A 26,211-nucleotide genomic window follows, 5' to 3' on the forward strand; every position below is an offset into this window, starting at 1 on the left:
TCGCGCCAGGCCTACTGCCCCTTGACGTTCAAGATCTGCCGCAGCGAGGTCACCACGTCAACGAGCGGTGCGGCATCGACCATGACCTGGTCGATGTCCTTATAGGCCTGCGGGATCTCGTCGATCCACTCCTTGCCGTGCCGGTATTCGATGCCTGCCATCGCCGCGGCCAGGTCCTGCTCGGTGAACAGTTCCTTGGCCTTGGTCCGGCTGTAGCGGCGGCCAGCCCCGTGCGGGGCCGACCACAGGCCGTCCAGGTTGCCCTTGCCCCGCACGATGTAGGAGCGGGTACCCATCGAGCCGGGGATGATTCCCAGCTTGCCCTCGGTGGCGTCGATCGCACCCTTTCGGGTGAGCCACACCGTCTCCCCGTCGATTTGGGTGCGGACCGTGTAGTTGTGGTGGGTGTTGATCCGTTCCACCTCGACACGTTGCGCTTGTACTCCCAGCCAGTCGGCGAAGACGTGGATGAAACGGTCCATCATCTCGGCACGGTTGAGCAGTGCAAAGCGCTGCGCCCACTCCAAATCCTTGATGTAGCGGTCGAATTCGGCGCTGCCCTCGGTCAGGAAGGCCAGATCACGGTTCGGTAGCTTGACCAGCGGATCATTTGCGCTCTGCTCCAGTGCAATCTTGATGTGGCGTTGCGCGATCTTGTTTCCGACCCCGCGCGAGCCACTGTGCAGGAACAGCCAGACGTTGTCGTCAGTGTCCAGGCAGAGTTCGATGAAGTGGTTGCCGCCACCGAGAGATCCCAACTGCTGCATCCACTTCGGGCTGTGCGACAGGTCGACATCCAGGTCGGTCTGTAGCTTGAGCAGCTCGTCGTGCTTGCGCTTGGTGAACGGAAACCGTTGCAGGGACTTGTTGTAATTGCCCGGCGACAGCGGAATCGCGTCTTCGACGCGGCGCCGCAGCGCCGACAGCTCCGGCACGTAGTCTCCGCCGAAACGGACGGACAGGTCGTTCTCGGTGAACCGCGTCTTGGCTGCCACCATGCCGCAGCCGATATCCACGCCCACCGCTGCAGGGATCACCGCCCCCTTGGTGGGGATAACGGTCCCGACGGCCGAACCCTTGCCCAGGTGCGCGTCGGGCATCAGCGCGATGTGCGGGTGCACGAACGGCATGGACGCGGTGGTCTTGGCCTGCTCGACGGTGTTGCCGGCGATCTCGGTGGCGAAGCTGAGCAGCTTCGGCGCGAGACGCTGAGACATGATGAACTCCTTGGCGCGTGTGGTTGTGGGGGGCGCCGAGGGGGGCGACTGAAAGGCGAGGCTATCGAAAGCGAATGGGCTGCCGCAACGGATTTTCGCTGCTCCCCTCGGCGCCGGCACACTACTGACCGCGCGATTTGGAGAGGTTCGCACGCGTTGGGTAACCTTGCGTCTACCGACGCGGGGTGGAGCAGCTCGGTAGCTCGCTGGGCTCATAACCCAGAGGTCGCAGGTTCGAATCCTGTCCCCGCTACCAGCGGAAATGGCCCTCAGGCAGCAGCCTGGGGGCCATTTTCATGTCCGTTGGGAACACTTCCGGGAACATTCGCGTGGGTAACGAGTGAATTGAGAACGCGCAACGTGCAAGTTTCAGCCGGCTCAACCTGCTGATAGGTCGTTCGCCGGAGAGGTGGGCTGCACCGACAGGCTCGCCCGCCGACCGGAACTACCTGCTCACTTTTCGACCGAAGCCGACACGTAGGGCGCTCAGTCCCGTAGTGAGGGCCTGGCAACGGGTTACGAGGTAAGTAACGTGTCCCACGTGCCACGTGAGGCTCTGGAAGAAAGAACCCGTCTAGGCAAGCCAAAGCGAGCGACGATTCAGGCAGTGGCTAAGCAATCGCCTGCGCTCCTGCGGTTCTCCGCAATGATCGATTTCGTAGATATTGCTTCCCTGTTGTGGTGCAGCCAGGGCGACCGAAGCACGTCAGTGCAAATCAGGATCGAATACACGCCTCCGGCGCCAACGACACCCGCTACTTTTCTGCCGTGAAAGGCAACCAGCGGCTGTTGCCACCCGAATCTCGTCAGCAAGACAAATCAGGCTACGACAGCCGGCATGCTGTCCCATCCGCGCACAGTAGACGTGCGCGATCGCCGCGCTTGGGCCATATCCACATCCCATTCGGGCCAACGTTTGAGCACCTCTTCGAGCGCCACGCGGCCCTCTAGGCGAGCCAGTGGAGAACCTACGCAGAAGTGCGCCCCGCGCCCAAAAGTCAGATGTCCACCCGGCTTTCGGTGGATGTCGAACCTGTCCGGATCGTCGAAATGACGCTCATCGCGGTTGGCTGACGCCAGCATCATCAGTAGCGCGCTGCCTGCAGGAATCGTCTGCTGCTGGAAGGTCACATCGTCAGAAGCAACGAAGCGTGCCACGTGCGGCCCCGGTGGTTCGAAGCGCAGGAGTTCCTCGATCGCTACCGGAATCAGCTTGTGGTCCTGCGCGAGTTCCTTCCGTTGATCGGAATGTTCGGCAAGAACCTTGCCCATCCAACCGAATAGTCGGCCGGTCGTCTCGACCCCCGCACCGGCAACGACGGCAAGGAACACAGTGAGCTCCTGCTTGGTCAGCTTCCGCGTGGTGCCGGTTTCGTCTTCGAACTCGACGTTGAGTAGTTCGGTGATCAGATCGTCCGAAGGATTTTTCTCCCGCCATTCGACGTACTCACCAAACATTTCTCCGGTGAAATACCGGTCTTTCTTGATTGCCATTGGCTTTCCCGGTTCATTGCGCAACACGTCGTTGGCGTGCTGACGCACCGCGGGCTGTTCGGCGTCGGGGATGCCTGCGAGCATTCCGATTGTGCGCATGGGGAGTTCGGCGCCGAGGTCCTCGACGAAATCGAACCGGTCGCCACCGACGAGGGGATCGAGGCAGGCGACACAGAATGCACGGATCTTGTCCTCGATCGCGCGCATCTTCTTCGGCGTGAATGCCCTCGAAACGATCGCGCGATGGATGGTGTGCAGGGGCGGGTCCTCGTTGATAAAGATGCCTGGCGGCATCACTGGGTCTGTCATGACCACTTCGAGGATGTCGCCCTTGGCCGAGCTCAACCGTGCGGTATCCCGCAGCGCGGCGTCGACGTCCGCGTAGCGACTTACAGCCCAGAAGTCATGCCGTTCGTTGTAGTAGACCGGTTGTTCGTCGCGTAGGCGGCGGTAGGTGGGATAGGGATCGAGGTCAATGTCGAAGTCCCATGGGTCGTAGTACAAGTCGCTCAACATCGACTCCTCGACGATAGAAGCATCAATCGCGTATAGTGACTGCTGTACGAACGTACAGGACGAATAGTGGACCGGCAACAGCGGATTCGTGCAGGAGGCCGCGCAATGCTATACGGTCGTACGATTCGGGCGGACGCACGAAACGTTCGACTCACCGGACTTAGGGAGCTCGATGGGCAATCGGTTTTCACTTGATGGCCGCGTCGCGGTCGTAACCGGCGGAGGTACTGGCATCGGGCGGGGCGCCGCCCTCGTTCTAGCCGAGTATGGCGCCAATTTGGTATTGGCCGGCCGTCGGCCCGAGCCGCTCGAATCGACGGCGCAGGAAGTGGTGGCGATGGGTCGCCGTGCGCTTGCGGTTTCCACGGATGTCACTACTGCAGAGGCGTGTCGCGGCCTGGTCGATGCGGCAGTAGCCGAGTTTGGCCGTCTTGACGTGCTGGTCAATTGTGCTGGTGGGGCGGAAACGAAGTCGATCATGAAGTGGCCCGATGACGATTTCGAGACAGTGCTGGACCTCAATTTCAAAGCGGTCTGGCACCTGTCCAAAGCGGCCGCCGGGCAGATGATGACTCAGGGCAAAGGAGCGATCGTCAATATCTCTTCTGGGGCAAGCTTGCTGGCGATGCCGCAGGCTGCGCCCTACGGCGCAGCAAAGGCGGCCGTCAACAACCTGACGGGGTCAATGGCTGCCGCTTGGGCCAAGAAGGGCATAAGGGTCAACGCTATTGCGGTCGGAGCGGTGCGGGCCGCTACCTTGACCGACGACGCGGCGCGCTATGGCCTGGATCCGGAGGCTATCGCGATGACCAACGGGTTGGGCCGGCTCGGTGAACCCGATGAGATCGGTTACGGGGTGCTGTTTTTTGCATCCGACGCATCGAGCTTCTGTTCGGGTCAAACGCTCTATATGCACGGAGCGCCGGGTCCGGCGGGCGTCTAGGCCTGCGGGTGCGTCGCGGACACGCGCTTGTGTTTCCCGGCAGGCACGCTATACATTCGTACAGCATCGAGTAATGATCTCTTCAGAAAGTGGTGCGGTGAGCCGAACAGCCATAGTGACTGGCGCGGGGTCTGGGCTGGGTCGGTCGATCAGCCTGAAACTAGCGGCCGACGGGCATCGTGTGGGCTTGGTGGACGTAAATCCAGAAAGTGCTGAGAAAGTCGCCATCGAGATAAATGATCTGGGAGGCAAGGCTTTTCCCCGGGATGCTGACGTGTCTGATGAGCTTGCGGTAGAGGCCGCGTTCGCCGACGTCCGCAACTCACTCGGGCCGGTCGAGATCCTTGTGACCAGCGCGGCGATTGCGGGTTTCACACGTTTCGACAGGATCACTCTCGAGGAGTGGAACCGATACCTAGCGGTCAATCTCACCGGCACCTTCCTGTGTATCCGTAATGCCCTATCTGACATGGTGGCCGCCAGATGGGGCCGCATTGTGACCATTTCCTCCGCAGCAGGGCAGCAGGGCGCTCCTCGACAAGGGCACTATTCGGCCACCAAGGGCGGGGTCATCGCTATGACAAAGACGATCGCCTTGGATTACGCCCGCAAAGGCATTACAGCCAACACCGTGCCACCGTTCGTCATTGATTCACCAATGCTTCGACAGCAACAAGATGAGGGCAAACTTCCCGGCACGGAGACGCTCGTACAAGCCATCCCTGCCGGTCGCCTTGGCGTGGCCGAGGAAGTAGCGGCGGTCTGCTCCTTTCTGTGCTCCGAAGGGGCCGGCTACGTCAACGGGCAGGTAATCGGAGTAAACGGTGGCGCTGTCATTTGACTGAGATACGTAAACCGTTGTCGCGCAATACGAGGAGGTAACGTGCGAGTCCACGTCGATCCATCACGATGCCAAGGTCACACCCTGTGCGCCATGATCGCACCCGAATCGTTCGAGCTGGATGATGTCGATGGGCACGCGCATGCCACCGTCGAGGACGTTCCAGAAGATCAGCAGGCCGCGGCACGCGAAGCCGTTAGTTCCTGCCCAGAGCAAGCCATTTCGATCATGATCGACCGCGTGATCGTTGCGCGCGCCGCGCACGGCCAACGACGGGTGTGACGAGTGAGCTCAATTCACGAGGGTCCCGCCAGTGCAACCAAGGGAGCCACGTTTCACTTCGACCGTCACGCCGACAATTACCGCGAGAACTTTCTTGACATCACCCACGATATGCATCGGCGGTGTCCGATCGCCTGGACGGACACCTACGACGGCCACTGGGTTGCCGCAGGGGGCCGAGAAGTCTTCGAACTTGCGCGCTGCCCGCATGTCTCCAATGATCATGACGTCCACAACGAACGCCGAGGATACAAAGGTATTTCAATACCGTTGACGGTCGAAGCGGAAAATTACCGCGGCGGGATGCTCGAAATGGATGATCCCGAACACCGCTACTACCGAACGGTGCTCAACCCCTATTTGTCGCCGGCGGCGGTTAAGCGCTGGGAGCCCTTCGTCGACGAGATCACTCGCGCTTGCATCGACGACCACATCGAAGCGGGACGAATCGACTTCGTCGACGATCTCGCCAATGTAGTCCCGGCAGTACTCACCCTGGCAATGCTCGGAGTTCCGTTAGAGAAGTGGACTCTCTACAACGAACCCGCGCATGCATTGGTCTACACACGGCCCGACTCGCCAGAGGCCCCCCGCATGCGTGAGCTGTATATGGCAATGGGCGTCGACCTTTTCACCAACCTTGCGCAGATTCGAGAGAACCCCCGACCGGGCATCATCGATGCGCTAGTCAGAATTCAGCTCGACGGCGAAGCACCGCCGGATATCGAGTTGCTCGGCATGCTGAACCTGTTGATCGGCGGTGGCTTCGATACCACGACCGCTTTGACCGCTCACGCGCTGGAATGGTTGGCGCAGCACCCCTCCGAGCGCACCCGACTCAGCCGGGACCGCGAAACCCTGCTCAATCCCGCCACCGAGGAGTTCCTGCGCTATTTCACCCCCGCGCCGGGTGATGCCCGCACCATCTCCCAGGACGTCGAAATCTCCGGTGCCGCACTCAAGGAGGGTGAACGCCTGTGGTTGTCGTGGGCGATGGCGAACCGTGATCCGGCATTGTTCACCGATCCCGACAGTGTCGTCCTGGATCGAAAAGGCAACCGTCACTTCAGCTTCGGATTAGGCGTTCATCGGTGCATAGGGTCCAACGTGGCGCGTGCAGTGTTCAAGTCAATGCTCACAGCGGTACTGGACCGAATGCCGGACTACCAGTGTGTGCCTGAAGGGACTGTCCACTACGACAGCATTGGCGTGATTCAAGGAATGCGACATTTGCACGCCACCTTCACGCCCAGTCCGCGGTCCGGCCCCGGGGTGGACGAAACGGTGCAACGGCTTCAACGTATCTGCGACCAGCAGGGCCTGGCGCGGCCCATCACCGAACTCAAAGAAGCCGCAAAGATCGAGGACTGAGGGCCGATGTCCGGCTCAATAGAGGAGAATCCGATGTCGGACAACCCGATTGCAGTGGTGACGGGTGCCAGCCGAGGCGCCGGCGCGGGCATCGCGCGCGCGTTGGGTAGCCACGGTTGCACCGTTTATGTGACAGGTCGCACCCGCAGCGGTGACGAGTCGCCGCGCAGGGGCAGTATTGACGAGACAGCAGCGCAAGTCACCGCGGCGGGCGGCAACGGGATCGCGGTCGGTGTCGACCACGGTGACGACGCTCAAGTAAGCGACTTGTTTGAACGCATACGCAACGAGGTGGGCCGCGTCGACATTTTGGTCAACAACGCGGCCATCATCCGCGACGAGATGATGGGGCGGACGAAATTCTGGCAGGAGCCTCTCAACGTCATCGACACACTCGATGTCGGTCTCCGCAGCAGCTACGTCGCTACCGTTCTTGCTGTTCCACTCATGCTTCCCCAGCGCAAAGGCCTGGTGGTGTTCTCGTCGTCTTCGGGTGCGGTGCACTACGCGTTCGGACCCGCTTACGGAGTGCCGAAGGCCGGCACCGACAAGATGGCCGCTGACATGGCCTTCGACCTCAAAGAATTTGACATCGCGGCTATTTCGATATGGATGGGCTCACTGCTCACCGACAGGGTCCGCAAGATCATTGCAAGCAACCCTGAGAAGTTCGGCCACATTCTCGAGACCGCGGAAACCCCGGAACTGACCGGCAACGTCATCTGGGCACTTTTCAACGACCCGGAACTGATGACGCTGAGTGGCCAGACGCTGATCGGCGCCGAACTTGCGGCGACGTATGGCATTGTCGACGAGGGTCACCGTCAGCCACCGTCCTATCGCGACCTCTTTGACGTGCACCCCCGGCAGCAGTGCGCGCATGTGATGCGTTGAGTGCACGACGGGACAATTGTGCAACTCAAATTCGACACCGAAGTAAAGACTTTCGGAACAAGTTGACGGTCTTCTTGGACGAACATGTCCCTTCGGGAGCTGAGGCGGCGGCTACGCGTCCACGGTCGAGCGCCGACATACCGCCATGGGCGCGCCAGTGGCAGCGCCTGATGTTGGAGCATGGCTGGTTGCACCGTGGCTGCCCACCCGGATTCGGTGATCAACGACTTAGTACCGCGGCATGTTTTGCGGTAGATGACTGGGAGTTGCTGCGGCGCATGCAAACCGGACCGGCCTTCTCGGATCCCGCCGGCCACACTATTTCTGACGCACGCTCCCTCGCCGTCGCGACGGCGTCTTCTTCCTCGACGGATTAGCACGCGGTTCCACGGAATCGATGTAACGCTCGAACGCCTTGGTAACCTCGCGGTGCGCCGACTTCACGCCGATGCCCTCTTCAAGGTTGATGAATTTCGGCAGCCCGGACATCAGCAATTGCAGCGCCGGTAGTGAAAGATCGCCGATCGGACGGGCTTTGCGACCAAACTTTGCGACTAGCGCGTCCAACTGCACTTTGCGCACACCCTCTGTCACTGCGGCGATTTCGTTGCGAATGGACTTGCGGTGATTGCCAAGCGCCATGAACTCGGTCATCAAAGCGCCAGTGGCTTCTTCCCACGAGTACTCCCACACGGTGCGAAGAGGTTCATCGGCGCGGCGCTGCAGCTCACTCGTGAGGTATGCCAGATTGCGTTCCGCGTAGCGCCGAATCGCAGCGATGAAGATGTCGTCGACACTCGGGAAGTAATACTGCACCAGGCTCGATGTGACACCAGCCTTCGCAGCCAGCGCCCTATATGTGACGCTCGCGTAACCCTCCTCGAGCATCATCTTCTCGACGCAGTCAAGAAGGGTGTCCCGAGTCTTGGACGTTTCGGCGCCAACTCGCCGCGAGGATGTCGTCATCAGCTTCCGATCGTTCGAATACTTGTATTCTCCCACCCGCGAGGTGCTGTACACTTGTACAGTGCCATGGATCGTCTGCTGCGTCGATGTCCGACGACGTGAGAGGTGTAAATCATGACCATGTATGTCCAGACCGACACCCTCCGACGAGACGTTCGCTATCTGATGGATCGCACGCAAATTCTTGACTGCATCTCGCGTCATGCCCGCGGCTGCGACCGTCACGACGTCGACCTGATCACCTCGGCTTATCACAGTGATGGCGTCGACGAGCACGGCCACGCGGTGAACTCAGGACCTGATTACAGTGAGTGGGCCAACAAAACCCATGCCGAAACTTCGCGGGTGCACACCCACAACATCACTACCCACACGTGTGAAATTGATGGCGCTACCGCGCATGCGGAAAGCTACGTACTCGTGGTGCTGATCGGACCAGACGGAAAGAGCGCCCAGTTCATAACGGGCCGTTACATTGACCGCCTGGAACGGCGAGAAGGCAACTGGCGCATCGCCGTTCGTAGATCCACAGTCGAGGGAATGTTCCTGGCTGACGCTCGGGTTTTACAGTCATCGTTCTTCACTGACAAGGGATATCTCGTAGGCACGCGCGATCGCACAGACCTTTCCTACGAGCGACCGCTGTCGATGGACACTGCAGCACCAGCACGGTGGTAGTCGCACGGGTCGGGGAGAAGGGACCCCGGAAAGTTGTGTGGGCCGGTGATCGAGGCGCCGACCCAATGAGCCCCAGCAATTTGTCGGTGGACCCTCCCTGGCCGCCCGAGAAGCACCTTGCTGCCGGCGGTCTAGCGGAGAAGCGAAGCGACTTTCTTGGCTGTGGCCTTGGCTGAGCCTGGATTCTGTCCGGTGACGAGATTGCCGTCGACGACGGTGTGGGACACGAAGGGAATCAAGGCCTTCTTGTAGAGCGCGCCTCGCTCCTTGGCGCGCTCCTCGGCGTTGTAGGGGACGAGCTTGTCGACGCGTGCAAGGACTTCTTCCTTCCAGGCGAAGCCCGTCATCTCCTTGCCGGCGATGAGGTAGGAGCCATCGGACAGTTTGGTGTTGAGCAGTCCGCAGTAGCCGTGGCAGACCGACGAAACGATATCACCGCGTTCGTATATTTCCCGGGTGATGCGCTGCAGGCCTTCACTATTGGGGAAGTCGTACATGACGGCGTGGCCGCCGGTGAAGTAGATGGCGTCGTAGTCGGAGGAGTTGATCTCGCTCGGGCTCTTGGTGTTGCTCAAGAGCGCCATTTTGGCGGGGTCGGCGCGCCAGGCTTTGGCGGTCTTGTCGTAGTTGGGAAACTTCAGCGCTCGTGGTTCCAGCGGCACCTCACCGCCGGCGGGGCTGACGAGATCCTGCTCGAAGCCGTGCTCGTCGAATATGTGCCAGGCGTGGGTGAGTTCTGAGAGCCATAGGCCCGTTGGGTGATCGGGGTCGTCGTAGTGGGCGACGTTGCTGACGACGTTCAGGATGCGCTTGGTCATTGAGCGGCGGCTTTCTCGTGGAGTGATGGCGGCTGGCTCTGATCGGGGACTCGCTAGTGCAGCGCCTTTTTCAGTGCGTCGATCGCCAGGCCGCGGGCGACGATGGCGGCTTTGGTGGCGCGGAGGCTGTCCAGGAGCAGGAAGTCGTGGACCATGCCGGCGACGCGGACGGAAGTGACGTCGACGCCGGCTTCGCGGAGCTTGTTGGCGTACTGCTCGCCCTCGTCGCGTAGCACGTCGGCTTCGTCGGTGATGACCAGTGTGGTCGGCAGCCCTTTGAGGTCGTCGAGCGAGGCATGTAGGGGTGAGGCGTACTTCTCGGCACGCTGTATTTCGTCGGTGGTGTAGGCGTCCCAGAACCACTGCATGCCATCGCGGGTGAGGTAGTAGCCCTCGGCGAATTGCAGGTAGGAAGGGGTGTCGAAGTTCGCATTGGTGACCGGGTAGAGCAGCACCTGCGCCTTGAGGTCGATGCCGCCGCGGTCCTTGTTCATCAGCGCGAAAACCGCGGACATGCAGCCGCCGACGGATTCACCGGTGACCGCGATGCGTGACGTGTCGAGTCCGTGGTCGGCTCCGTGCTCGAGGACCCATTGGCCGACGGCGTAGTTCTGCTCGACTTGGGTGGGATATCCCTTCTCCGGAGCGCGATCGTAGACCGGGAAGACGCCGGCGGCGTCCGCGCCGACGGTGAGCTCGCGGAAGATCCGGTCGTGGGTGTGTTCGTCGCCGAAAACCCATCCGGCGCCGTGGATGTAGAACACGACCGGCAGCGAGCCCTCGACGCCCTTGGGCCGGATGATGCGGGTGCGGACGATGCCCCACTCGCCGGCATCCACCTCGACCCATTCCTCATCGACCTCGGGACGCGCGATGCCCTCGCCACTTTGCAAGTCGGAGAGGATCTTTCGCCCCTGCTCTGGCGGAACCTCGTAGATCCGGGGGTGCGGGTCGGTCTGCTCGCACAGCTTCCTGGCCTCGTGTTCGAGGTAGGGCGTCACGGACGGCGGGAGATCAGTCACGGCGTCCCTCCACTTCTGCGGCTCCGAGGTTCGACGCCGAATGTATGCATTGCTTACATCAAGGTAGCGCGGGTGCGCAGGGGAGTCAACGAGAGGCCCGGTCGAAATCAGGGCCGCGCAGTGAGTACGGCGATGAACGACGAGCGAACCTGCGCGGCGATGTCCTCGATCGACGGACTGGTGAGCTTGCGGTCCAGATAGAGGTAGGCCAGACCGTGTACCAGTCCCCAGCCCCCCAGGGCGAGGTCGATGGGATCGGAATCCGGGAACACGCGCGTGATCGCCGTCGCGAGCAGCTCGTGCACCGCGGCCGCCGCCTGCACCCGCTCGTCGCTCTCGTGGTCGCACTCGTTGCCGAACATCAGCCGGAACAGTGCGGGTCGGCGGATCGCGAACTCGACGTAGGCGACGCCTAAGTCGGCCAGTTCGTCAGTGGTGCAAGGCAATTCGCGGTCGCGCGTCAGGTCGGCCCGCAAGTCGCGCAGGCCTTGCGCCGCCAGTGCGGATTCCAGCGCCTCGCGATCGGGGAAGTGCCGGTACGGGGCGGTGGGGGAGACGCCGGCCTCGCGGGCTACAGCGCGAATGGAGAACTGCTCGCCCCGCTCCAGCATGCCCATCGCCGTCGTCAGCAGCGCGGCGCGCAGGTCGCCGTGATGGTAGCTGCGCTTCGCGGTCGTCGTCATGGCTGTGTTCGTACCTCCTCGCCCTGCCCGACCTCAAGCATGGCGTGTCGTACCGCCGCGCCCCAAACGGCGATGTTGACACCGCTCACATGGGATTCTATCGTTCCTATGTATGCAATGCACACATAGGGGAAGGGGTGATGATGGCGTCGAGCACAGGACGTGATGACGGCACGGTCGAGGACCTGGTCGAAGTCGATCTCGGAGAGTGCAGGGTCACCGTGCCCAAGGGCGGGCTGTACGACCGCTACCGCATGGACACCGACCTGGACGCCGTCAGCGCAGATCCGCGCGTGCGCAGTGTCGACTTCTTCCGGACGCTGCCCAAGACGCAAGTCCAATCCCAGATCGGACCGACTCGAACGCCGAACTTCTACTATACGATGTCGAAGGCCCAGATCACCTACCTCGCTCCGACCAAGACGCTGCGGTCCCGACTACCCGGTGAGCTGGATCCCCTGCAGATCGCTCCGGGGATCGGGCTGTTCTCCGTGGTGTTCTTCCGTTACGACGTGTGCGACATCGACTTCTACACCGAGGCCACCGTCGGCATCGCGGTCCGACCCGCGCGACACGGCAGCCTCGGTGTCGCCGACCTTTTCTCGTCCCTGGCCAACGACTCGCTGCACGCCTACGTCCTGTCGCTGCCGGTGAACACCGAAATTGCCCGAGTCCGCGGCCGCGACGGCTACGGCTTCCCGAAATGGGTCACCGACATCGACGTCGAGATCGACGAGCGACGGACCAGGGCGCGGGTGGCCAACGACGGCGGCGGCACCGACATCGCGATCGACGTCGCCACCCCCCGGCAGAAGCGGGTAGCCAGCGGTACCAAGATCTCCACGCTGATCTCGTACACGGAATTGAACGGCGGCTGGCACGCGACGCTGAGCCAGACCAACACCCTTGCCGTCGGCAGCATGCTGCTGCCGAGAGACGTCCCGCTGGAGTTGAACTCGGGGCGGCTGGCCGACGACGTCCGCTCACTCAAGCCGATCAGACCCGTCCGGTTCGACGTCTTCACCGAGTGCCAAAACGCCCTGCACATCCCGGTGCCCGTGTCGTTTCCCGCGACGAGACGACACGCCGGTTCGGCGACCGACGTCGAGCAGCCCGACCCGAACCAGTAGGAATACGCAATGCAGACCGTCCTGGGTGCCAACGGCCAGATCGCCGAGGAACTCACCCGCTACCTCCACGACAACGTCACCGAGGACATCCGCCTCGTCAGTCGCAACCCCGCCAGATTGCACGACACCGATCAGCTGTTCCCCGCTGACCTGATGGATGCCGACGCCGCGGCCCACGCTGTCGCCGGCAGCGACATCGCCTACCTGACCGTCGGGCTGCCGATCGACTCGGCACTGTGGGAAGAGCGGTTCCCAGTGATGATGGCCAACACCCTCGCCGCCTGCCGCAGACACGGCACCAAGCTGGTCTTCTTCGACAACACCTACATGTATCCACGGACCTCCACCGCGCAGACCGAAGACACCACCTTCCAGCCCAGCGGCCGCAAAGCGGCTGTCCGGTCTGAGATCGCGAATATGTTGATCGAGGAGATGCGCGCCGACCGAATCGAAGCCGTCATCTGCCGGGCGCCCGAGTTCTACGGCCCCGGCAAAACCAAGAGCCTCACCAACTCCGCCGTCTTCGACCGGATCAAGCGGGGCAAGCGGCCGATGATCCCGATCAACGCCCATACCAGAAGAACCCTGATCTGGACCCCCGACGCCAGCCGCGGCATGGGACTGATCGGCAACACCCCTGACGCCTTCGGCCAGACCTGGCACCTGCCAACGGATCCCGAACGACTCACCTACGCACAGATGATCGACATCGCTTCCGGCGTCACCGGTCGCGACATCCGCTACACGACGGTCCCGGAGATCGCGTTCCGAGTCGGCGGATGGTTCGATCCCGCGGTCAAGGAAGCCTCCGAACTGCTGCCGCGCTACCGCGACGACAACATCTTCGACTCATCCAAATTCGCCCGCCGATTCCCCGATTTCCGAATCACCACCTACCGGGAGGGGATCACCGAGATCCTCAACGGCTGACCAGGCTCCGATCGTTCAGTGCGGGGAAAGTCAACCGCTCTGACCCGGCAAACCGTTGTCGCCCGGGTTGCCGGCGGTGCCGTTGTTTCCCGGCGACTGCCCGGTGCCGAAGCTTCCGGCGGCGCCGCCGTTTACGCCGCCACCCCCGGCTCCGCCTGCGCCGCCGGTACCCGCGGCGCCGTTGCCGCCCAGTTCGCCGAAGAGGCCACCGGCGCCGCCGAGACCGACTGTGCCGGCGCCGCCACCTTTGCCGCCGTTACCACCGTCGCCGCCGTCGCCGCCGTCACCGCCGGAGCCGCCATCGGTTGTTGTGCTGCCCGAGCTGGCCGAGGCGTTACCCCCGCTGCCGCCGGCTCCACCACGACCTCCGCTGCCGCCCTCGCCTCCCGAGCCACCGCGGCCCGCGTCGCCGCCGACGCCGCCGTCACCGAACAGTCCACCGGTGCCGCCGTTGCCGCCCGTTCCGCCGACACCGCCGGTGCCGCCCGTGCCGCCGGATGCACCGTCGCCACCGTCGCCGCCCTGGCCGCCGACGACTTGGAAGGCATTGACCGCACCGGTGGCCTGCCCCCCGTTGCCGGCGGCGCCACCTAGACCGCCACCCGCGCCCGTGCCTCCGAGTCCGCCGGTACCCCCGGCGCCGCCGGCACCGCCGTTACCGATCAGCATCCCGCCGTGACCGCCGTTGCCGCCGACGCCGCCCGTGCCACCGGTGCCGCCGGACGCGCCCGCGGCGCCGCCGCCACCGTTGCCGCCGAAGCCCGCGACGCCGGAACCGCCGCCGAAGGCCGTGGCCCGCCCGCCGTCGCCGCCGCCGCCACCCGTACCCCCGGACGCCAACGCGTTGGTCCCGTTGCCACCGGTGCCGGCGCTGGCGAACGCACTGCCGCCGAGCGCAGTGCCGTTCCCGCCGGTTCCGCCGGCACCGCCGTTGCCGCCGGAGCCGCCGGCGCCGCCATTGCCTGCGGCTCCGGTGCCGGTGCCGTCGGCGATGACGCTGCCTCCGGTACCGCCGGTGCCTCCGGTGGCACCCAGACCGCCGTCGGCGCCGTCGCCGCCGTTGAAGCCGAACGCACTGCCGGTGGTGCTGTCGAAGATGCTGTTGCCGGTGCTGCCGGTTGCGCCTTGCCCGGTGATGACTGGGTTGACACCATTTGCGCCGGCCAGGCCGGTACCGCCCTGACCGCCGGCGCCGCCGGCGCCGAAGAGGTTGGCACTGCCGCCATCACCGCCTCGCCCCGGCATGCCACCGCTGATGCCCGCCGTAGCGGCGCCGCCCGCTCCGCCGTTGCCGCCGTTGCCGTTCAACCAGCCGCCGCTGCCACCCGCGCCGCCAGACTGGCCCGATCCACCCGCGCCGCCGGACCCGCCGTTACCTAACAGTCCCGCGCTGCCGCCGTTGCCACCGGCCTGACCGGCGCCTCCTGAACCACCGTTGCCGCCGTTGCCCCACAGCAGGCCACCGGCACCGCCGTTAGCTCCGCTTCCCGGGGCGCCGCTGGCACCGTCGCCGATCAATGGACGCCCCAGCAACAGCTGGGTAGGCGTATTCACCACATCCAGCAGAACCTGTCCGGCGTTGGTCGCTTCGGCGGACGCGTAGACACCCGCGCCCGCGTCGAGGAGCTGCACGAACTGGGAATGAAAGGCGGCGGCACGCGCGCTCAGCGCCTGATAAGTCTGACCGTGGCTGTCGAACAACGCGGCGATGGCTGCCGAGATTTCGTCCGCGGCCGCCGGCAGCACATCCGTCGTCGCGGCCAGCGCTGCCGTGTTGGCCTCGGTGAGGAGGGAACCGATACTGGCGAAGTTCGTAGCCGCTGCCGAAACGAGTTCCGGTGTCGCAATCAGATATGACATGTGACCGTCCTCCGATCAGCTCAGGACGAATCGACCCCTACCCGGCAGGGAACGGACCCGTCGCCAGGCCACACTCTAGGTGCGTTGCCGCAGTCAGGACGCAGAATTTCCGAAGTGCCCGAAAGTCTCGGTAGGGCTATGTCGAAGGGACGCGCGACGGCGCTTCAGCCAGGGTCGCCGGAGCGCAACCTAGCTTTCTTCGGCCTCGGCTTCCCGTCGGCTGCGTTCCGCGGCGGCTCGGTCATCGGCCGCGGCCCGGCGGTGCATCTGCGCGCGTGCTTCGTGCGCAGAAGCGTCGCCGTGGCCGTGTGTGGCGGCGTGGTCGTGGACCTCGGCCGCCTGCTCGTGGACGTCGGCTGACTTGTCATGCCGGGCGGCCGCCGCCTGATGAGCCTCTTCGGCGCGCTGATGCGCCTCCTTGGCGCGGCGCATCTCCAACGCCACATCGTCCGCGGTGACCGGCTGCCCTGCCTCGAGCCGCTCGCGCCGGCGAGCAAGCTCGGCAGCGCGTTGCGCTGCTCGCTCGCGAGCTTGATCTGACATACCTCAAGGCTAGGTCCTGCAAGCCCGCGGCAGAGCGATCTTCAAGCGTCGGACTTCTACCGATGTGGTCGCGGTTGGCCGAACGGGGTTCTGGCGGCCCCTCATAGAAAGGGGTGGAATGGGGTAACACCATCCGACGGTGCTGACGAACGGGCGGGAATGTGAAGCGACTCAACGGCGTGGATGCCTTGATGCTGTACAGCGAGACACCCGAGATCCACATGCACACACTGAAGATCGGTGTGCTTGATATCTCGAAGTTCAAGGGAGACTTCAGCTTTGAGTTGTTCCGACGGATCGCCTATCCACGGTTGATGGCGTTGGAACCGTTGCGTTACCAGCTCGTGGACATCCCGCTGAAGCTGCACCACCCGATGTGGATCACCAACGACGACATCGACCTCGACTACCACCTGCGCCGCGCGCGCGTTGCCGCCCCCGGCGGCCGGCGCGAACTCGACCAGCTGATCGGGCACATCGCGACCATACCGCTGGACCGGTCTCGTCCCCTGTGGGAGATGTATGTCGCCGAGGGTCTCTCGGACGACCGGATCGCCATCATTCACAAGGTCCATCACGTACTGGCCGACGGCGTGGCCTCGGCCAACCAGATGGCCCAGGCGATGGCCACCGAGCATCCCGACGAGGCGCACACCGCGGGCACCACCCACCTGCCGACCCGCGGCAACCTGCTCAGCGCCGCCGCCCGCGACCATGTCGGATTGGTACGCAAACTGCCACGGCTGGTCAACGAGACGGCGACCGGAGTCGCCAAGGTGCGGCGCCGGGCCAGGGAACGGGGCGCGCACCCCGACCTCGCCCGCAATTTCGCCCCGCCGCAGAGTTTCATCAACCACCGGGTGACCCCGGGGCGCCGTTTTGCGACCGCGCCGTTGGCGCTCTCGGACGTCAAGGCGACCGCCAGGCACCTCGGCGTGACGCTGAACGACGTCGTGCTGGCCATGGTGGCCGGCACGCTGCGACGGCTGCTGCTGCGTTACGACGGGCGGGCCGATGCCCCGTTGATCGCCGGTGTGCCGGTGAGTTACAGCACCTCCCCAGATCGGTTGGCGGGCAACGAGTTCACTTACATGACGCCGTCGCTGCCGGTACATGTCGAGGATCCGCTAGAGCGGGTCAAGTTGACCTCGGTGTCCACCAAGATCGCCAAAGAGAACCACCACCTGTTGGGCCCCACCGTGCTGCCGGCCTGGATGTCCTACCTGCCACCGTCGTTGGCGCCGAAGCTGTTTCGCACCCAGGCGCGACGTGTCGAGTCGGCAAGCGTAATGAATTTGACCGTTTCGAACGTGCCGGGCCCGCGGCAGCGGGGCGATGTCGAAGGCGCCACCGTCAGCGAGATCTATTCCGTGGGACCGGTCGTCGCCGGCAGCGGCATGAACATCACGGTTTGGAGCTACGTCGACCAACTGGCAATCTCGGTGTTGACCGACGACGTAACCTTGGCCGACCCGCACGAGGCCACCGATGCGATGATCGAAGCGTTCGTTGACATACGGTGTGCGGCAGGTCTTTCCGCGGAACTCACGCCGGTTGACGCAGCATTGCCGTTGGCCACCTCGACAGAGGCGGTCGGTTAGCCCACAGAGGAGGATCCGCATGAGCCCAGACGACATGTCGGAGGCGGCCCGCGCCGCGGGAGCTCCCATCGAGAAGGCGGTCGCGCTCTTCATGCTGCATCCGGAGACATTCGCCGAAAGCATCGCGGCCGGCTACGAGAACCCGCTGGCCGGATATGTCGCCGGTCGCGGCGGCGTGCTGGGTGAGACCGATGGCCAGACGGTCGCTTCGGCGTTCGCGGTGTTCGAGCCCGCCTCGCTTTCGGCGTTATGGGACGAAGGTGTCGCGGTGCGCGGCGCTTCCGGTGCGGCTGAACGCTACTGGGACCAGGTGGCCGATTTCGCGCGACGGCACTTGACCGGCGTCGAGGGGATGGACCGCGTGGCCGAGCTGGGGGAGAAGATCATCGCCGCGACGCCGTCCGCCGGCCTGCCACTGTATGACGGCTGGCGCACCATGCCGCTGGCCGACGACGCGCCCGCCCGCGCGCTGCAGGTGATGTTCGTCCTGCGCGAACTTCGCGCGGGCGTGCATTTCGACGCTCTCAGCGACTCGGGCATCAGTCCGGTCGAAGCCCACATGCTCAACAAGGGTCATCAATACACCACGATGTTCGGTTGGCCGGAGCCGTTCGCCGACGGCGCGGACAAGAGGGACCGCTACGCCGACGTCGAGCGCGCGACCAATCGGCGGATGGCCGAGATCTTCGCGGCGGCCCTCGATCGGGACGAGGCCGAAGAACTGGCGAGGTTCAGCGCCGGGGCTCTGACGGCACTGCAGCCCGACGCCCGTTGAGGGTGTTCGGTTTGCGCGTCGGGGTGATTCGGCTGCTGGTGGCGGCTCTGGCCGGAGCCGTGGCTGCGGTGCTGGTGCATGTGTTGGCTGGCTGGCGGTATGCGCCCAGCGTCGGGTGGATCACCGCGGCGTCCATCTTCCTGGTCTGGACGTGGATTGTCGTTTTGCCGATGGACGCCGACGCGACGCGGGACCGGGTGGAGCCTGAGGATCCGCCGCGCGGGTGGTTCACCGACGCCATCATCTTGGCGGCCAGTGTCGCGAGCCTGGGCGGCGTCGGACTTCTGCTGGTCGCGGGCTCCAAAGCCGGCGTGGAGAAGGACATCGCCGCCGCGGTCGGCGTGGTCAGCATCGCCGCCGCGTGGTGCGTGGTGCACACCGTATTCAGCATTCGCTATGCCGACATCTACTACTCGAACGACGGTCGCGGCATCAATTTCAACGGCAACGAAAGCCCACGGTTCCTGGACTTCTTCTACATCGGGTTCACCATCGGCATGACCTATCAGGTGTCCGACACGAGTTTGGAGACAACGCAACTACGTCGCATCGCGCTGTGCCAGGCGTTGCTTTCCTATGTCTTCGGCGCGGTCATCCTGGCGGTTACCATCAATCTCGTTGTCGCACTGAGCAACTCGTGAAAGGAATGGCAACTCGTGAAAGGAATGCCGATGGCCGAAGCCGACCGGCAAGAGCGCCGCAGGGCCGTCGTCATCGAGCACATGCAGAGCGAGAACTCCCACGAGTGGGACCGGACGATGGCGACGTTCAGTCACCCCCGCTACGAGCTGCCCGGTGGGACGGTGTTCGACGGTGCCGACGAGGTGATGCGCTACTGGATCGAGGGCCGCTCGATGGTGCCCGATCAACGCAACGAACTCATCGACCTCGTCCATCTCGACGACGATCACGTCCTGATCGAGTTCTGGTTGCGCGGCACCCCCGTCGCGACGGGCGAACCGTTCGAGGTCCGGCTGTGGGCTGTTTTCGGTTTCGACGAGGCGGACCTGATCACCGGCGAACGGGTCTACGTGAGTTGTCCTCCGGCAGATAGTCGTTAGGCTCGATTCATGCCGTCTGAGGATCTCGAATCACGCGTCACCGCTCTCGAACACGAGGTGCGCGACCTGGCTTCCCGGGTCAGGGCCAGTGAGCAGGACGCGGCGGCGGCTAGGGTGCTCGCCGGAGCGGCTGATCGGGACGTCGAGGAGTTCCGCGAAGAGTTGCGGGGTGTTCGCGGCGAGCTCAGCGAATTCCGGGGCGAGGTTCGGCGCGAGTTCCGCGACTTCCGCCAAGCCACCGCGGCGAGCTTCAACGCGCTCCGCGAGGATTTCGTCGACCTGCGCACCCACGTCGACGGGCGGTTCGCCGAGATGGACCGCGGGTTCGCCGAGATGCGCGGCAAGTTGGACGGGGCCGCTGCCGGACAGCAGCAGATCGTTGAGTTGCTGAAAGCGCTCAGCCCCGAACAGGGCAACCACTGAGCCAGATGTTTTCGCCCGTCCGGTGACGGGAACGCGAACGTGTGCCGAGTCCCGAGGAGCCGCGCGTGTCCGCTGACGTGACGGGTTCGATCCGCAGTCTCATCCCCGCCCGCATCGACCGGTTGCCGTGGTCGCCGTTCCATACCCGGCTGGTGGTGGCGCTCGGCGTGGCGTGGGTCCTGGACGGACTGACGATCACGGTCGCCAGCGCGGTGGCCGAAACGCTCACCGAGCCCGAGACGCTGCATCTGTCGTCGGCGGCTGTCGGCCTGCTGGCCACCGTGTATCTGGGCGGGGAGGTGTTCGGTGCGTTGTTGTTCGGGCATCTGTCCGACAAGCTGGGCCGACGCAATCTGTTCACCGTCACGCTGGGTGTCTATCTGTTCGGCAGCGCGTTGACCGCGTTCACCCTGGGCAACAACTTCGGCTGGCTGCTCTTCCTGTACGTCACCCGATTCATCGCCGGAATGGGCATCGGCGGGGAGTACGCCGCCATCAACTCCGCAATAGACGAACTGATCCCGGCCCGCTTCCGCGGCCGTGTCGACATCGCGGTCAACGGCACCTACTGGGCCGGCGCGATCCTGGGCACGCTGGGCACCTTCGTCTTCCTCAAGGCCATCAACCTCAGCCTGGGCTGGCGGCTCGCATTCCTGATCGGCCCGGTGTTGGCCGCGGTAATCGTGTATGTCCGGCGGCATCTGCCGGAGAGCCCGCGATGGCAAGTGATGAACGGCCGGGCCGAAGAGGCCGAACGCACCATCACCTTCATCGAGCACGCCATCCAAGCCACCGGCGCCAAACTGCCCCCGGTCGATGAAACGAAGGCGATCGAGTTGTTGCCCGCCCAGAAGATCGGCTACCTGACCCTGACGCGGGTGCTGTTCCGCGTCTACCCCAGCCGCGCCGTGCTGAGCGCCACGCTGATGATCAGTCAGTCGTTCCTCTACAACGCCATCTTCTTCACCTTCACGTTGGTACTGGGCAAGTTCTACGACGTCCCGGCGGCGTCGACCCCGCTCTACCTCATCGCGTTCGCCGTCGGAAACCTGTTGGGACCGTTGACTCTCGGGCACTTCTTCGACACCATCGGCCGCCGCAAGATGATCACCGGCACCTACGTGCTGTCCGGGCTGCTGCTGGCGGTCAGCGCCGTCCTCTTCCAAGCCGGGGTCCTGAACAGCCTCACCCAGACCATCGCCTGGTGCGTCATCTTCTTCGTCGCCTCACCCGGGGCGAGTGCGGGATACCTGACCGTCAGCGAGATCTTCCCGCTCGAGGTCCGGGCAAAGGCAATCGCGGTGTTCTTCGCCATCGCGCAGTGCTTCGGTGCCCTCGGACCGGTTATCTACGGCGCGCTGATCGGCGACGGCTCCAAGCCGATGCCGTTGTTCGTGGGCTATCTGCTGGGCGCGGGGGTGATGATCGCCGGGGGGTTGGTCGCCTGGTTCCTGGCCGTCGACGCCGAAGGGAAGTCACTGGAAGACATCGCCACCCCACTGGCTGCGGCCAAGGAGTGAGGTGTATGTATGTTTTCGACTGCATTGAGCAGCCAGTGCACGTTTGCTACCGATAATGTCAGCTTGGGGTCGGCCAGAGCTCGAGAGGGATGTCAGTGGTCTTCCGTGCAGACCAGGAGATCGGACGAGATCTAGCTGCCGTCGACTGGTCGTCCACCCCGCTGGGTCCGATCGACGAATGGCCGCAGAGCCTGCGAACCGCGATCAATATCCTTCTCTCATCGCAGTTTTCGATGTGGATGGCCTGGGGTCCGGAGCTCACGTTCTTCTGCAACGCCGCATATCGGCGCGACACCCTGGGGCGCAAGTACCCCTGGGCGCTGGGCCGGCCCGCCAGCGAGGTGTGGGCCGAGATCTGGCCGGACATCAGCCCCCGGGTCGACCGCGTGCTGTCGAACGGCGAGTCGACCTGGGACGAGGCGTTGATGCTGATCCTGGAGCGGTCGGGCTACCCCGAGGAGACGTATCACACCTTCTCCTACAGTCCGCTGCGCGACGACGTGGCCAGCGTGGTCGGCATGCTGTGCGTGGTCAGCGAGGACACCGGGCGGGTCATCGCGCAACGTCGCATGGCGACGATGCGCGACTTGGGCTCTGATCCCAGCGTCGTTCGCACCGAGCGGCAGATGCTCGACTTCGCCGCCGAGCAACTCGGCCGCAATCCGTACGACCTCCCGTTCACCCTGACCTACCTGTTCGGCGCCAACGGTGACGCGCACCTGGCCAGCCTCAGCGGGATCACCGATGGGCACCCGGCGGCACCCCAGACCGTGCCTCGTTCGGGCCCTTCGTTGTGGCCGGTGGAAAACGTGACGCGGGGCGAATCTGAGCTGGTCGAGCTCGACGGCGCCGCGCTGAACCTGCCGACCGGCGCCTGGCGCGGGCCGCCCACCCACGCCCTGGTGGTGCCGCTGCTGCAACAGGGCGGCGCACCCGTGGGTTTCCTGGTGGCCGCGCTGAACCGGCACCGCGAACTCGACGACGGTTACCGCGGCTTCGTCGAACTGGTCGCCGGGTATATCGCCGCAGGTGTGGCCAGCGCCCGCAGCTACCAGGTCCAGCAACAGCGCGCCGAGGCGCTCGCCGAACTCGACCGCGCCAAGACCACGTTCTTTTCCAACATCAGCCACGAGTTCCGCACTCCGCTCACGCTGATCCTCGGACCGGTCGAGGAGCTGAGCAGCCGGCCGGCCGGCGTCGACGAGTACGCGCGCCAAGAACTGGAGTTGGTGCACCGCAACGGTCTGCGGCTGGCCAAACTGGTCAACACGCTGCTGGACTTCTCGCGGATCGAGGCCGGCCGGATGCGGGCCCGCTTCGAACCGGTCGACCTCGCCGCCGCCACCGCCGAACTGGCCAGCGTGTTCCGCTCGGCGATCGACCAGGCCGGCCTGACGTTCATCGTGGACTGCCCGCCGCTCGACGAACCGGTGTACGTGGACCGCGAAATGTGGGAGAAGGTGGTACTCAACCTGCTCTCCAACGCGCTGAAGTTCACCTTCGACGGCTCGATCACCGTCCGGGTGACCGCCTCGGAGGGTCAGGCGGTGGTGACGGTCACCGACACCGGGGTCGGGGTGTCCGCCGCGGAGATGCCCAGGCTCTTCGAACGCTTCCACCGGATCGAGACGGCTCGCGCACGGTCCACCGAGGGCAGCGGTATCGGGCTTGCTCTGGTCAAAGAACTGGTCGGGTTGCACGGTGGCACCATCACCGCCGAAAGCGAGCAAGGCGCCGGCACCACGTTCAGTGTGCGGCTCCCGTTCGGTGCGAGCCATCTGCCCACCGACGAACTGGCCGCGCCGGCGGACGCAACCCCGACGGGTGGCGCGATCGCGGCGCCGTTCGTGCAGGAAGCGTTGCGCTGGCTGCCCGGCCCGGCCACGGAGACGACTTCTGCGCCGGTGGAAACCGTCCGGGCACACGTGTTGGTGGCCGACGACAACGCCGACATGCGCGAATATCTCGCGAATGTGCTGGGGGCCGCGGGCTACGAAGTCAGTGCCGTCAGCGACGGGCAGCGGGCCCTCGAGGCCATTCGCGCCCGCCTTCCGGACCTGGTGATCAGCGACGTGATGATGCCAGGGTTGGACGGCTTGCAGCTGCTGGCCGCGCTGCGCCGCGATCCGCGCACCGCGGCGTTGCCGGTACTGCTGCTGTCCGCGCGTGCGGGTCAGGAAGCCTCCGTCGAGGGGTTGACGGCCGGCGCGGACGACTACCTGTTCAAACCGTTCGTCGCGGCCGACCTGCTGGCCCGGGTGCGTGCCAACGTCGAGCTGGCACGCCTGCGCAGCCACCACGCCCGCTGGCGCACCGCGTTGGTCGACTCGCTGCAGGAAGCGTTCTTCGTCTGCGACGAGCGCGGTGTCATCATCGAGATCAACGCGGCGTTCGCTGAAATCCTGGGCTACGGCCAAGAAAACCTGCCCTACGAACCGGCCTACCCGTGGTGGCCGGATTCCGAGACCGACCCCGAATCCCACCGGCAGGCCCAGGCCGCGTTCGCCGCGCTGCTGAGTCAGTCGCACGGCGCCTTCACCATTCCGGTGGTTCACCGCGACGGGCATCGGCTCTGGGTCGCGGTCAGCTTCAACCACGCCGCCGATCCCGACTCCGGGCGGCGGGTCACCGTGGGCACCCTGCGCGACGTGACGGCCGAGCATTACATCGTGCAGCGTCAGACCGCGCTGGCCGCGCTCAATCAGCAACTGGCGCAAGCCGATACGTTGGACGAGGCATTGCGCGGCGCCGCCGAGGAACTGCGCCGGGTGTGGCGTGCCCGGCGAGTCCTGGCGGTGACGTTCGCCAGCGACGCACCTCGGGGACGGGCGCCGGACCTGGTCTGCGCCGGCGAGCCGACCAAGTGGGCCGACCTGTCCGCACAGCGGCGGCGACAGATCGAGTCGCTGCGCACCGCAGACCTGCTCACCACCGTCACCGAGGAGGCGGGCACCGCGGCTATCGCGCTGCAGCAACCGCGAGGCGTACTGGTCATCTGGGTTCAGCTGGATGAGAAGCGGGCCTTCACCCCCGCAGATCACACTCTGCTGACCGTGCTGGCGGGCCGGCTCGGGCAAGGTCTGCAGCGCGTGTACCAGTTGGACGAACAACGCGAAACCGCAGTGGCGCTGCAGCACGCGATGCTGGGTCCGTCGCACCTGCCCGGCGGCATCGCCGTCCGGTACCACCCGGCCAGCCGTCCGCTTCAAGTCGGCGGCGACTGGTACGACGTCGTCGACCTCGGTGACGGGCGCGTCGCCCTGATCGTCGGTGACTGTGTCGGGCACGGGTTGGCGGCCGCCACCGTGATGGGCCAGTTGCGCAGTGCGTGTCGCGCGTTGTTGCTCGAACAATCAAGTCCCAGTGCGGCTTTGGCGGGTTTGGACCGCTTCGCCGCGCAGCTGCCCGGCGCCCGCTGCACCACCGCGTTCTGCGCGGTGCTCACGCTCGACACCGGTGAACTGGTGTACGCCAACGCAGGTCACCCGCCGCCGATCATGGTGCACGCCGACGGCACCAAAGTGCTGTTGGACGGCGAGCACGGACTTCCGCTGGCGCTGCGGCCGAAGTGGCTGCGGCCCGAAACCCGGGTCACGATGCCGCCGCGTGCGACGCTGTTGCTCTACACCGACGGGTTGGTGGAACGCCGCGGCACGTCGCTCGACGACGGCATGTCCCGGGCCGCCGATCTCGTTCAGGACGGCCGGTCGCAGGAACTCGACGAGGTGGCCGACCATCTGATGTCCAGCCTCGAGCCGGCGGGCGGCTACCCCGACGACGTCGCGATGCTGCTGTATCGTCAACCCGCCCCGCTGGCAATGGAATTCACCGCCGACGCCGGACATCTCGCCGGCAGCCGGGCCGCGCTGCGCAGTTGGCTGACCCAGGCGGGTGTCGAACCCCATCAGATCCAGGACGTGCTGATCGCCACCGGCGAAGCCGTCGCCAACGCGATCGAGCACGGTCACCGCGACCGGCCGGAGGGCACCGTCTCGCTGCATGCGACCGCAGTCGTGAACCGGCTGCGGGTGACCGTCACCGACAGCGGTGTCTGGAAGACGCCGACGACGATAGCCGGGATGAGTCGCGGTCGCGGCATCTCCCTGATGCGAGTCCTGATGGAGGACTTCAAGATTCAGTCCAGCGAAGCGGGCACGACAGTTCACCTGTACTCGAGGATCACGTAATGGCTACACCCCTGCGCCTCAACACCGATCGCTGCACCGACGGGACTCCGCGGGTGACAGCCACCGGAGAGATCGATCTCAGCAACATCGTGGTGTTCAAGCGCGCACTCGTGGCCGCCAACGGCGGAACCCGCGGGCCGATCACCATCGATCTCAGCGCGGTCAAGTACGTCGACAGTGCGGGTATCAACGCCTTGTTCGATCACGCCGACGAGGTCGACGACTTGCGGGTCATCGTCCATCCGCTACTTGTCCGGGTCCTCACCGTCAGTGGTTTCAGCAAGATCGCGACGGTCGAGCCGGCGTCCCGGGACGGGCATCACTAGCGGTCCCAGACCCGTCGAATTCCGGTGCCGGACCGCCGAGTTGACGACCCGATTTCGCTCAGTGTGACTTTTACGGTTACCCCCGCGGAAGCGCGCCCTGGAGGGTGTGCCCGAGTTCGGATGTCACGAA

At 64.8% G+C, this 26,211-nt stretch carries 24 protein-coding genes and 1 tRNA gene; 17 read left to right on the plus strand and 8 right to left on the minus strand.

Annotation, left to right across the window (positions count from 1 at the left end; translation table 11 throughout):
* Window positions 1–11: 11 nt before the first annotated feature.
* The gene (locus AC5Y4D_RS21095; RefSeq protein ID WP_499992970.1) at window positions 12–1,217 is read right to left on the minus strand and encodes an RtcB family protein; all 1,206 of its coding nucleotides are present in this window, start codon (window positions 1,215–1,217) and stop codon (window positions 12–14) included.
* A gap of 179 nt (window positions 1,218–1,396) precedes the next feature.
* Here AC5Y4D_RS21095 and AC5Y4D_RS21100 point away from each other — a divergent pair.
* Window positions 1,397–1,473: transfer RNA gene (locus AC5Y4D_RS21100), tRNA-Met, on the plus strand.
* 563 nt (window positions 1,474–2,036) lie between these two features.
* Here AC5Y4D_RS21100 and AC5Y4D_RS21105 read toward each other — a convergent pair.
* Entirely contained in the window at window positions 2,037–3,224 is a 1,188-nt protein-coding gene (locus AC5Y4D_RS21105) for a cytochrome P450 (RefSeq protein ID WP_500038136.1), read from the minus strand.
* Between the two features lie 175 nt (window positions 3,225–3,399).
* On the opposite strand from AC5Y4D_RS21105, the gene AC5Y4D_RS21110 reads away from it, so the two are divergent.
* The 5 genes from AC5Y4D_RS21110 to AC5Y4D_RS21130 all read left to right on the plus strand — a co-directional run bounded on the left by AC5Y4D_RS21110 (window position 3,400) and on the right by AC5Y4D_RS21130 (window position 7,558).
* Window positions 3,400–4,170, plus strand: coding sequence for an SDR family NAD(P)-dependent oxidoreductase (locus AC5Y4D_RS21110; protein ID WP_499946681.1), 771 nt, complete (start codon window positions 3,400–3,402; stop codon window positions 4,168–4,170).
* A gap of 73 nt (window positions 4,171–4,243) precedes the next feature.
* Window positions 4,244–5,011 (plus strand): SDR family NAD(P)-dependent oxidoreductase, encoded by a 768-nt coding sequence (locus AC5Y4D_RS21115; RefSeq protein WP_499946680.1) that lies wholly within the window; start codon window positions 4,244–4,246, stop codon window positions 5,009–5,011.
* A gap of 42 nt (window positions 5,012–5,053) precedes the next feature.
* Window positions 5,054–5,293 (plus strand): ferredoxin, encoded by a 240-nt coding sequence (locus tag AC5Y4D_RS21120; RefSeq protein WP_500038137.1) that lies wholly within the window; start codon window positions 5,054–5,056, stop codon window positions 5,291–5,293.
* 12 nt (window positions 5,294–5,305) lie between these two features.
* Window positions 5,306–6,664, plus strand: coding sequence for a cytochrome P450 (locus AC5Y4D_RS21125; protein ID WP_500038162.1), 1,359 nt, complete (start codon window positions 5,306–5,308; stop codon window positions 6,662–6,664).
* Window positions 6,665–6,697: 33 nt separating this feature from the next.
* A complete protein-coding gene (locus AC5Y4D_RS21130; protein WP_500038138.1) occupies window positions 6,698–7,558 on the plus strand; it encodes an SDR family NAD(P)-dependent oxidoreductase in 861 nt (286 codons plus the stop codon).
* A 318-nt stretch (window positions 7,559–7,876) separates the two neighbouring features.
* Here AC5Y4D_RS21130 and AC5Y4D_RS21135 read toward each other — a convergent pair whose 3' ends face one another.
* Window positions 7,877–8,524 (minus strand): TetR/AcrR family transcriptional regulator, encoded by a 648-nt coding sequence (locus tag AC5Y4D_RS21135; RefSeq protein ID WP_500038163.1) that lies wholly within the window; start codon window positions 8,522–8,524, stop codon window positions 7,877–7,879.
* 114 nt (window positions 8,525–8,638) lie between these two features.
* Between AC5Y4D_RS21135 and AC5Y4D_RS21140 the strand changes: the two genes are divergently transcribed.
* Complete coding sequence (locus AC5Y4D_RS21140) at window positions 8,639–9,202, plus strand: nuclear transport factor 2 family protein (RefSeq protein ID WP_500038139.1); 564 nt, start codon at window positions 8,639–8,641, stop codon at window positions 9,200–9,202.
* Between the two features lie 131 nt (window positions 9,203–9,333).
* Here the strand turns inward: AC5Y4D_RS21140 and AC5Y4D_RS21145 are convergent, their stop codons facing one another.
* From AC5Y4D_RS21145 to AC5Y4D_RS21155, 3 genes are all read right to left on the minus strand, one after another.
* Window positions 9,334–10,020, minus strand: a complete 687-nt coding sequence (locus tag AC5Y4D_RS21145) for a type 1 glutamine amidotransferase domain-containing protein (protein ID WP_500038140.1) — start codon at window positions 10,018–10,020, stop codon at window positions 9,334–9,336.
* 53 nt (window positions 10,021–10,073) lie between these two features.
* Window positions 10,074–11,042: an alpha/beta hydrolase gene (locus tag AC5Y4D_RS21150; RefSeq protein WP_500038141.1), complete on the minus strand. Its 969-nt coding sequence runs from the start codon at window positions 11,040–11,042 to the stop codon at window positions 10,074–10,076.
* Window positions 11,043–11,149: 107 nt separating this feature from the next.
* On the minus strand, window positions 11,150–11,725 hold the full coding sequence (locus tag AC5Y4D_RS21155; RefSeq protein ID WP_500038142.1) for a TetR/AcrR family transcriptional regulator: 576 nt from the start codon (window positions 11,723–11,725) through the stop codon (window positions 11,150–11,152).
* 143 nt (window positions 11,726–11,868) lie between these two features.
* Here AC5Y4D_RS21155 and AC5Y4D_RS21160 point away from each other — a divergent pair, with 143 nt between their 5' ends.
* Window positions 11,869–12,855, plus strand: coding sequence for an acetoacetate decarboxylase family protein (locus tag AC5Y4D_RS21160; protein WP_500038143.1), 987 nt, complete (start codon window positions 11,869–11,871; stop codon window positions 12,853–12,855).
* Between the two features lie 9 nt (window positions 12,856–12,864).
* On the plus strand, window positions 12,865–13,785 hold the full coding sequence (locus AC5Y4D_RS21165; protein WP_500038144.1) for an NAD-dependent epimerase/dehydratase family protein: 921 nt from the start codon (window positions 12,865–12,867) through the stop codon (window positions 13,783–13,785).
* Window positions 13,786–13,815: 30 nt separating this feature from the next.
* Here AC5Y4D_RS21165 and AC5Y4D_RS21170 read toward each other — a convergent pair whose 3' ends face one another.
* Complete coding sequence (locus AC5Y4D_RS21170; RefSeq protein WP_500038145.1) at window positions 13,816–15,645, minus strand: PE family protein; 1,830 nt, start codon at window positions 15,643–15,645, stop codon at window positions 13,816–13,818.
* A gap of 189 nt (window positions 15,646–15,834) precedes the next feature.
* Window positions 15,835–16,188, minus strand: coding sequence for a hypothetical protein (locus tag AC5Y4D_RS21175; RefSeq protein ID WP_500038146.1), 354 nt, complete (start codon window positions 16,186–16,188; stop codon window positions 15,835–15,837).
* A gap of 161 nt (window positions 16,189–16,349) precedes the next feature.
* On the opposite strand from AC5Y4D_RS21175, the gene AC5Y4D_RS21180 reads away from it, so the two are divergent.
* The 8 genes from AC5Y4D_RS21180 (at window position 16,350) to AC5Y4D_RS21215 (ending at window position 26,081) form a co-directional block, all read left to right on the plus strand.
* The gene (locus AC5Y4D_RS21180) at window positions 16,350–17,789 is read left to right on the plus strand and encodes a WS/DGAT/MGAT family O-acyltransferase (RefSeq protein ID WP_500038147.1); all 1,440 of its coding nucleotides are present in this window, start codon (window positions 16,350–16,352) and stop codon (window positions 17,787–17,789) included.
* A 19-nt stretch (window positions 17,790–17,808) separates the two neighbouring features.
* Entirely contained in the window at window positions 17,809–18,564 is a 756-nt protein-coding gene (locus tag AC5Y4D_RS21185) for an SCO6745 family protein (RefSeq protein WP_500038148.1), read from the plus strand.
* A gap of 2 nt (window positions 18,565–18,566) precedes the next feature.
* Entirely contained in the window at window positions 18,567–19,205 is a 639-nt protein-coding gene (locus AC5Y4D_RS21190) for a DUF1345 domain-containing protein (protein ID WP_499993661.1), read from the plus strand.
* Between the two features lie 30 nt (window positions 19,206–19,235).
* Complete coding sequence (locus AC5Y4D_RS21195; RefSeq protein ID WP_500038149.1) at window positions 19,236–19,625, plus strand: nuclear transport factor 2 family protein; 390 nt, start codon at window positions 19,236–19,238, stop codon at window positions 19,623–19,625.
* A gap of 9 nt (window positions 19,626–19,634) precedes the next feature.
* Entirely contained in the window at window positions 19,635–20,048 is a 414-nt protein-coding gene (locus AC5Y4D_RS21200; RefSeq protein WP_500038150.1) for a hypothetical protein, read from the plus strand.
* A 65-nt stretch (window positions 20,049–20,113) separates the two neighbouring features.
* Entirely contained in the window at window positions 20,114–21,568 is a 1,455-nt protein-coding gene (locus tag AC5Y4D_RS21205) for an MFS transporter (protein ID WP_500038151.1), read from the plus strand.
* Between the two features lie 89 nt (window positions 21,569–21,657).
* Window positions 21,658–25,755, plus strand: a complete 4,098-nt coding sequence (locus tag AC5Y4D_RS21210) for a SpoIIE family protein phosphatase (protein WP_500038152.1) — start codon at window positions 21,658–21,660, stop codon at window positions 25,753–25,755.
* Complete coding sequence (locus tag AC5Y4D_RS21215) at window positions 25,755–26,081, plus strand: STAS domain-containing protein (RefSeq protein ID WP_499946662.1); 327 nt, start codon at window positions 25,755–25,757, stop codon at window positions 26,079–26,081. Before AC5Y4D_RS21210 ends, AC5Y4D_RS21215 begins: the two co-directional genes overlap by 1 nt.
* The last annotated feature ends 130 nt before the right edge of the window (window positions 26,082–26,211 follow it).

Source organism: Mycobacterium sp. NGS67 (assembly GCF_059812185.1).

Bases quoted from the DNA above. Each gene is read 5' to 3' on its own strand.
- AC5Y4D_RS21095 (WP_499992970.1), bottom strand. From the start codon at position 1,217: ATGTCTCAGCGTCTCGCGCCGAAGCTGCTCAGCTTCGCCACCGAGATC.
- AC5Y4D_RS21110 (WP_499946681.1), top strand. From the start codon at position 3,400: ATGGGCAATCGGTTTTCACTTGATGGCCGCGTCGCGGTCGTAACCGGC.
- AC5Y4D_RS21115 (WP_499946680.1), top strand. From the start codon at position 4,244: ATGATCTCTTCAGAAAGTGGTGCGGTGAGCCGAACAGCCATAGTGACT.
- AC5Y4D_RS21130 (WP_500038138.1), top strand. From the start codon at position 6,698: ATGTCGGACAACCCGATTGCAGTGGTGACGGGTGCCAGCCGAGGCGCC.
- AC5Y4D_RS21135 (WP_500038163.1), bottom strand. From the start codon at position 8,524: ATGACGACATCCTCGCGGCGAGTTGGCGCCGAAACGTCCAAGACTCGG.
- AC5Y4D_RS21140 (WP_500038139.1), top strand. From the start codon at position 8,639: ATGACCATGTATGTCCAGACCGACACCCTCCGACGAGACGTTCGCTAT.
- AC5Y4D_RS21145 (WP_500038140.1), bottom strand. From the start codon at position 10,020: ATGACCAAGCGCATCCTGAACGTCGTCAGCAACGTCGCCCACTACGAC.
- AC5Y4D_RS21155 (WP_500038142.1), bottom strand. From the start codon at position 11,725: ATGACGACGACCGCGAAGCGCAGCTACCATCACGGCGACCTGCGCGCC.
- AC5Y4D_RS21160 (WP_500038143.1), top strand. From the start codon at position 11,869: ATGGCGTCGAGCACAGGACGTGATGACGGCACGGTCGAGGACCTGGTC.
- AC5Y4D_RS21165 (WP_500038144.1), top strand. From the start codon at position 12,865: ATGCAGACCGTCCTGGGTGCCAACGGCCAGATCGCCGAGGAACTCACC.
- AC5Y4D_RS21170 (WP_500038145.1), bottom strand. From the start codon at position 15,645: ATGTCATATCTGATTGCGACACCGGAACTCGTTTCGGCAGCGGCTACG.
- AC5Y4D_RS21175 (WP_500038146.1), bottom strand. From the start codon at position 16,188: ATGTCAGATCAAGCTCGCGAGCGAGCAGCGCAACGCGCTGCCGAGCTT.
- AC5Y4D_RS21185 (WP_500038148.1), top strand. From the start codon at position 17,809: ATGAGCCCAGACGACATGTCGGAGGCGGCCCGCGCCGCGGGAGCTCCC.
- AC5Y4D_RS21195 (WP_500038149.1), top strand. From the start codon at position 19,236: ATGGCCGAAGCCGACCGGCAAGAGCGCCGCAGGGCCGTCGTCATCGAG.
- AC5Y4D_RS21200 (WP_500038150.1), top strand. From the start codon at position 19,635: ATGCCGTCTGAGGATCTCGAATCACGCGTCACCGCTCTCGAACACGAG.
- AC5Y4D_RS21210 (WP_500038152.1), top strand. From the start codon at position 21,658: ATGTCAGTGGTCTTCCGTGCAGACCAGGAGATCGGACGAGATCTAGCT.
- AC5Y4D_RS21215 (WP_499946662.1), top strand. From the start codon at position 25,755: ATGGCTACACCCCTGCGCCTCAACACCGATCGCTGCACCGACGGGACT.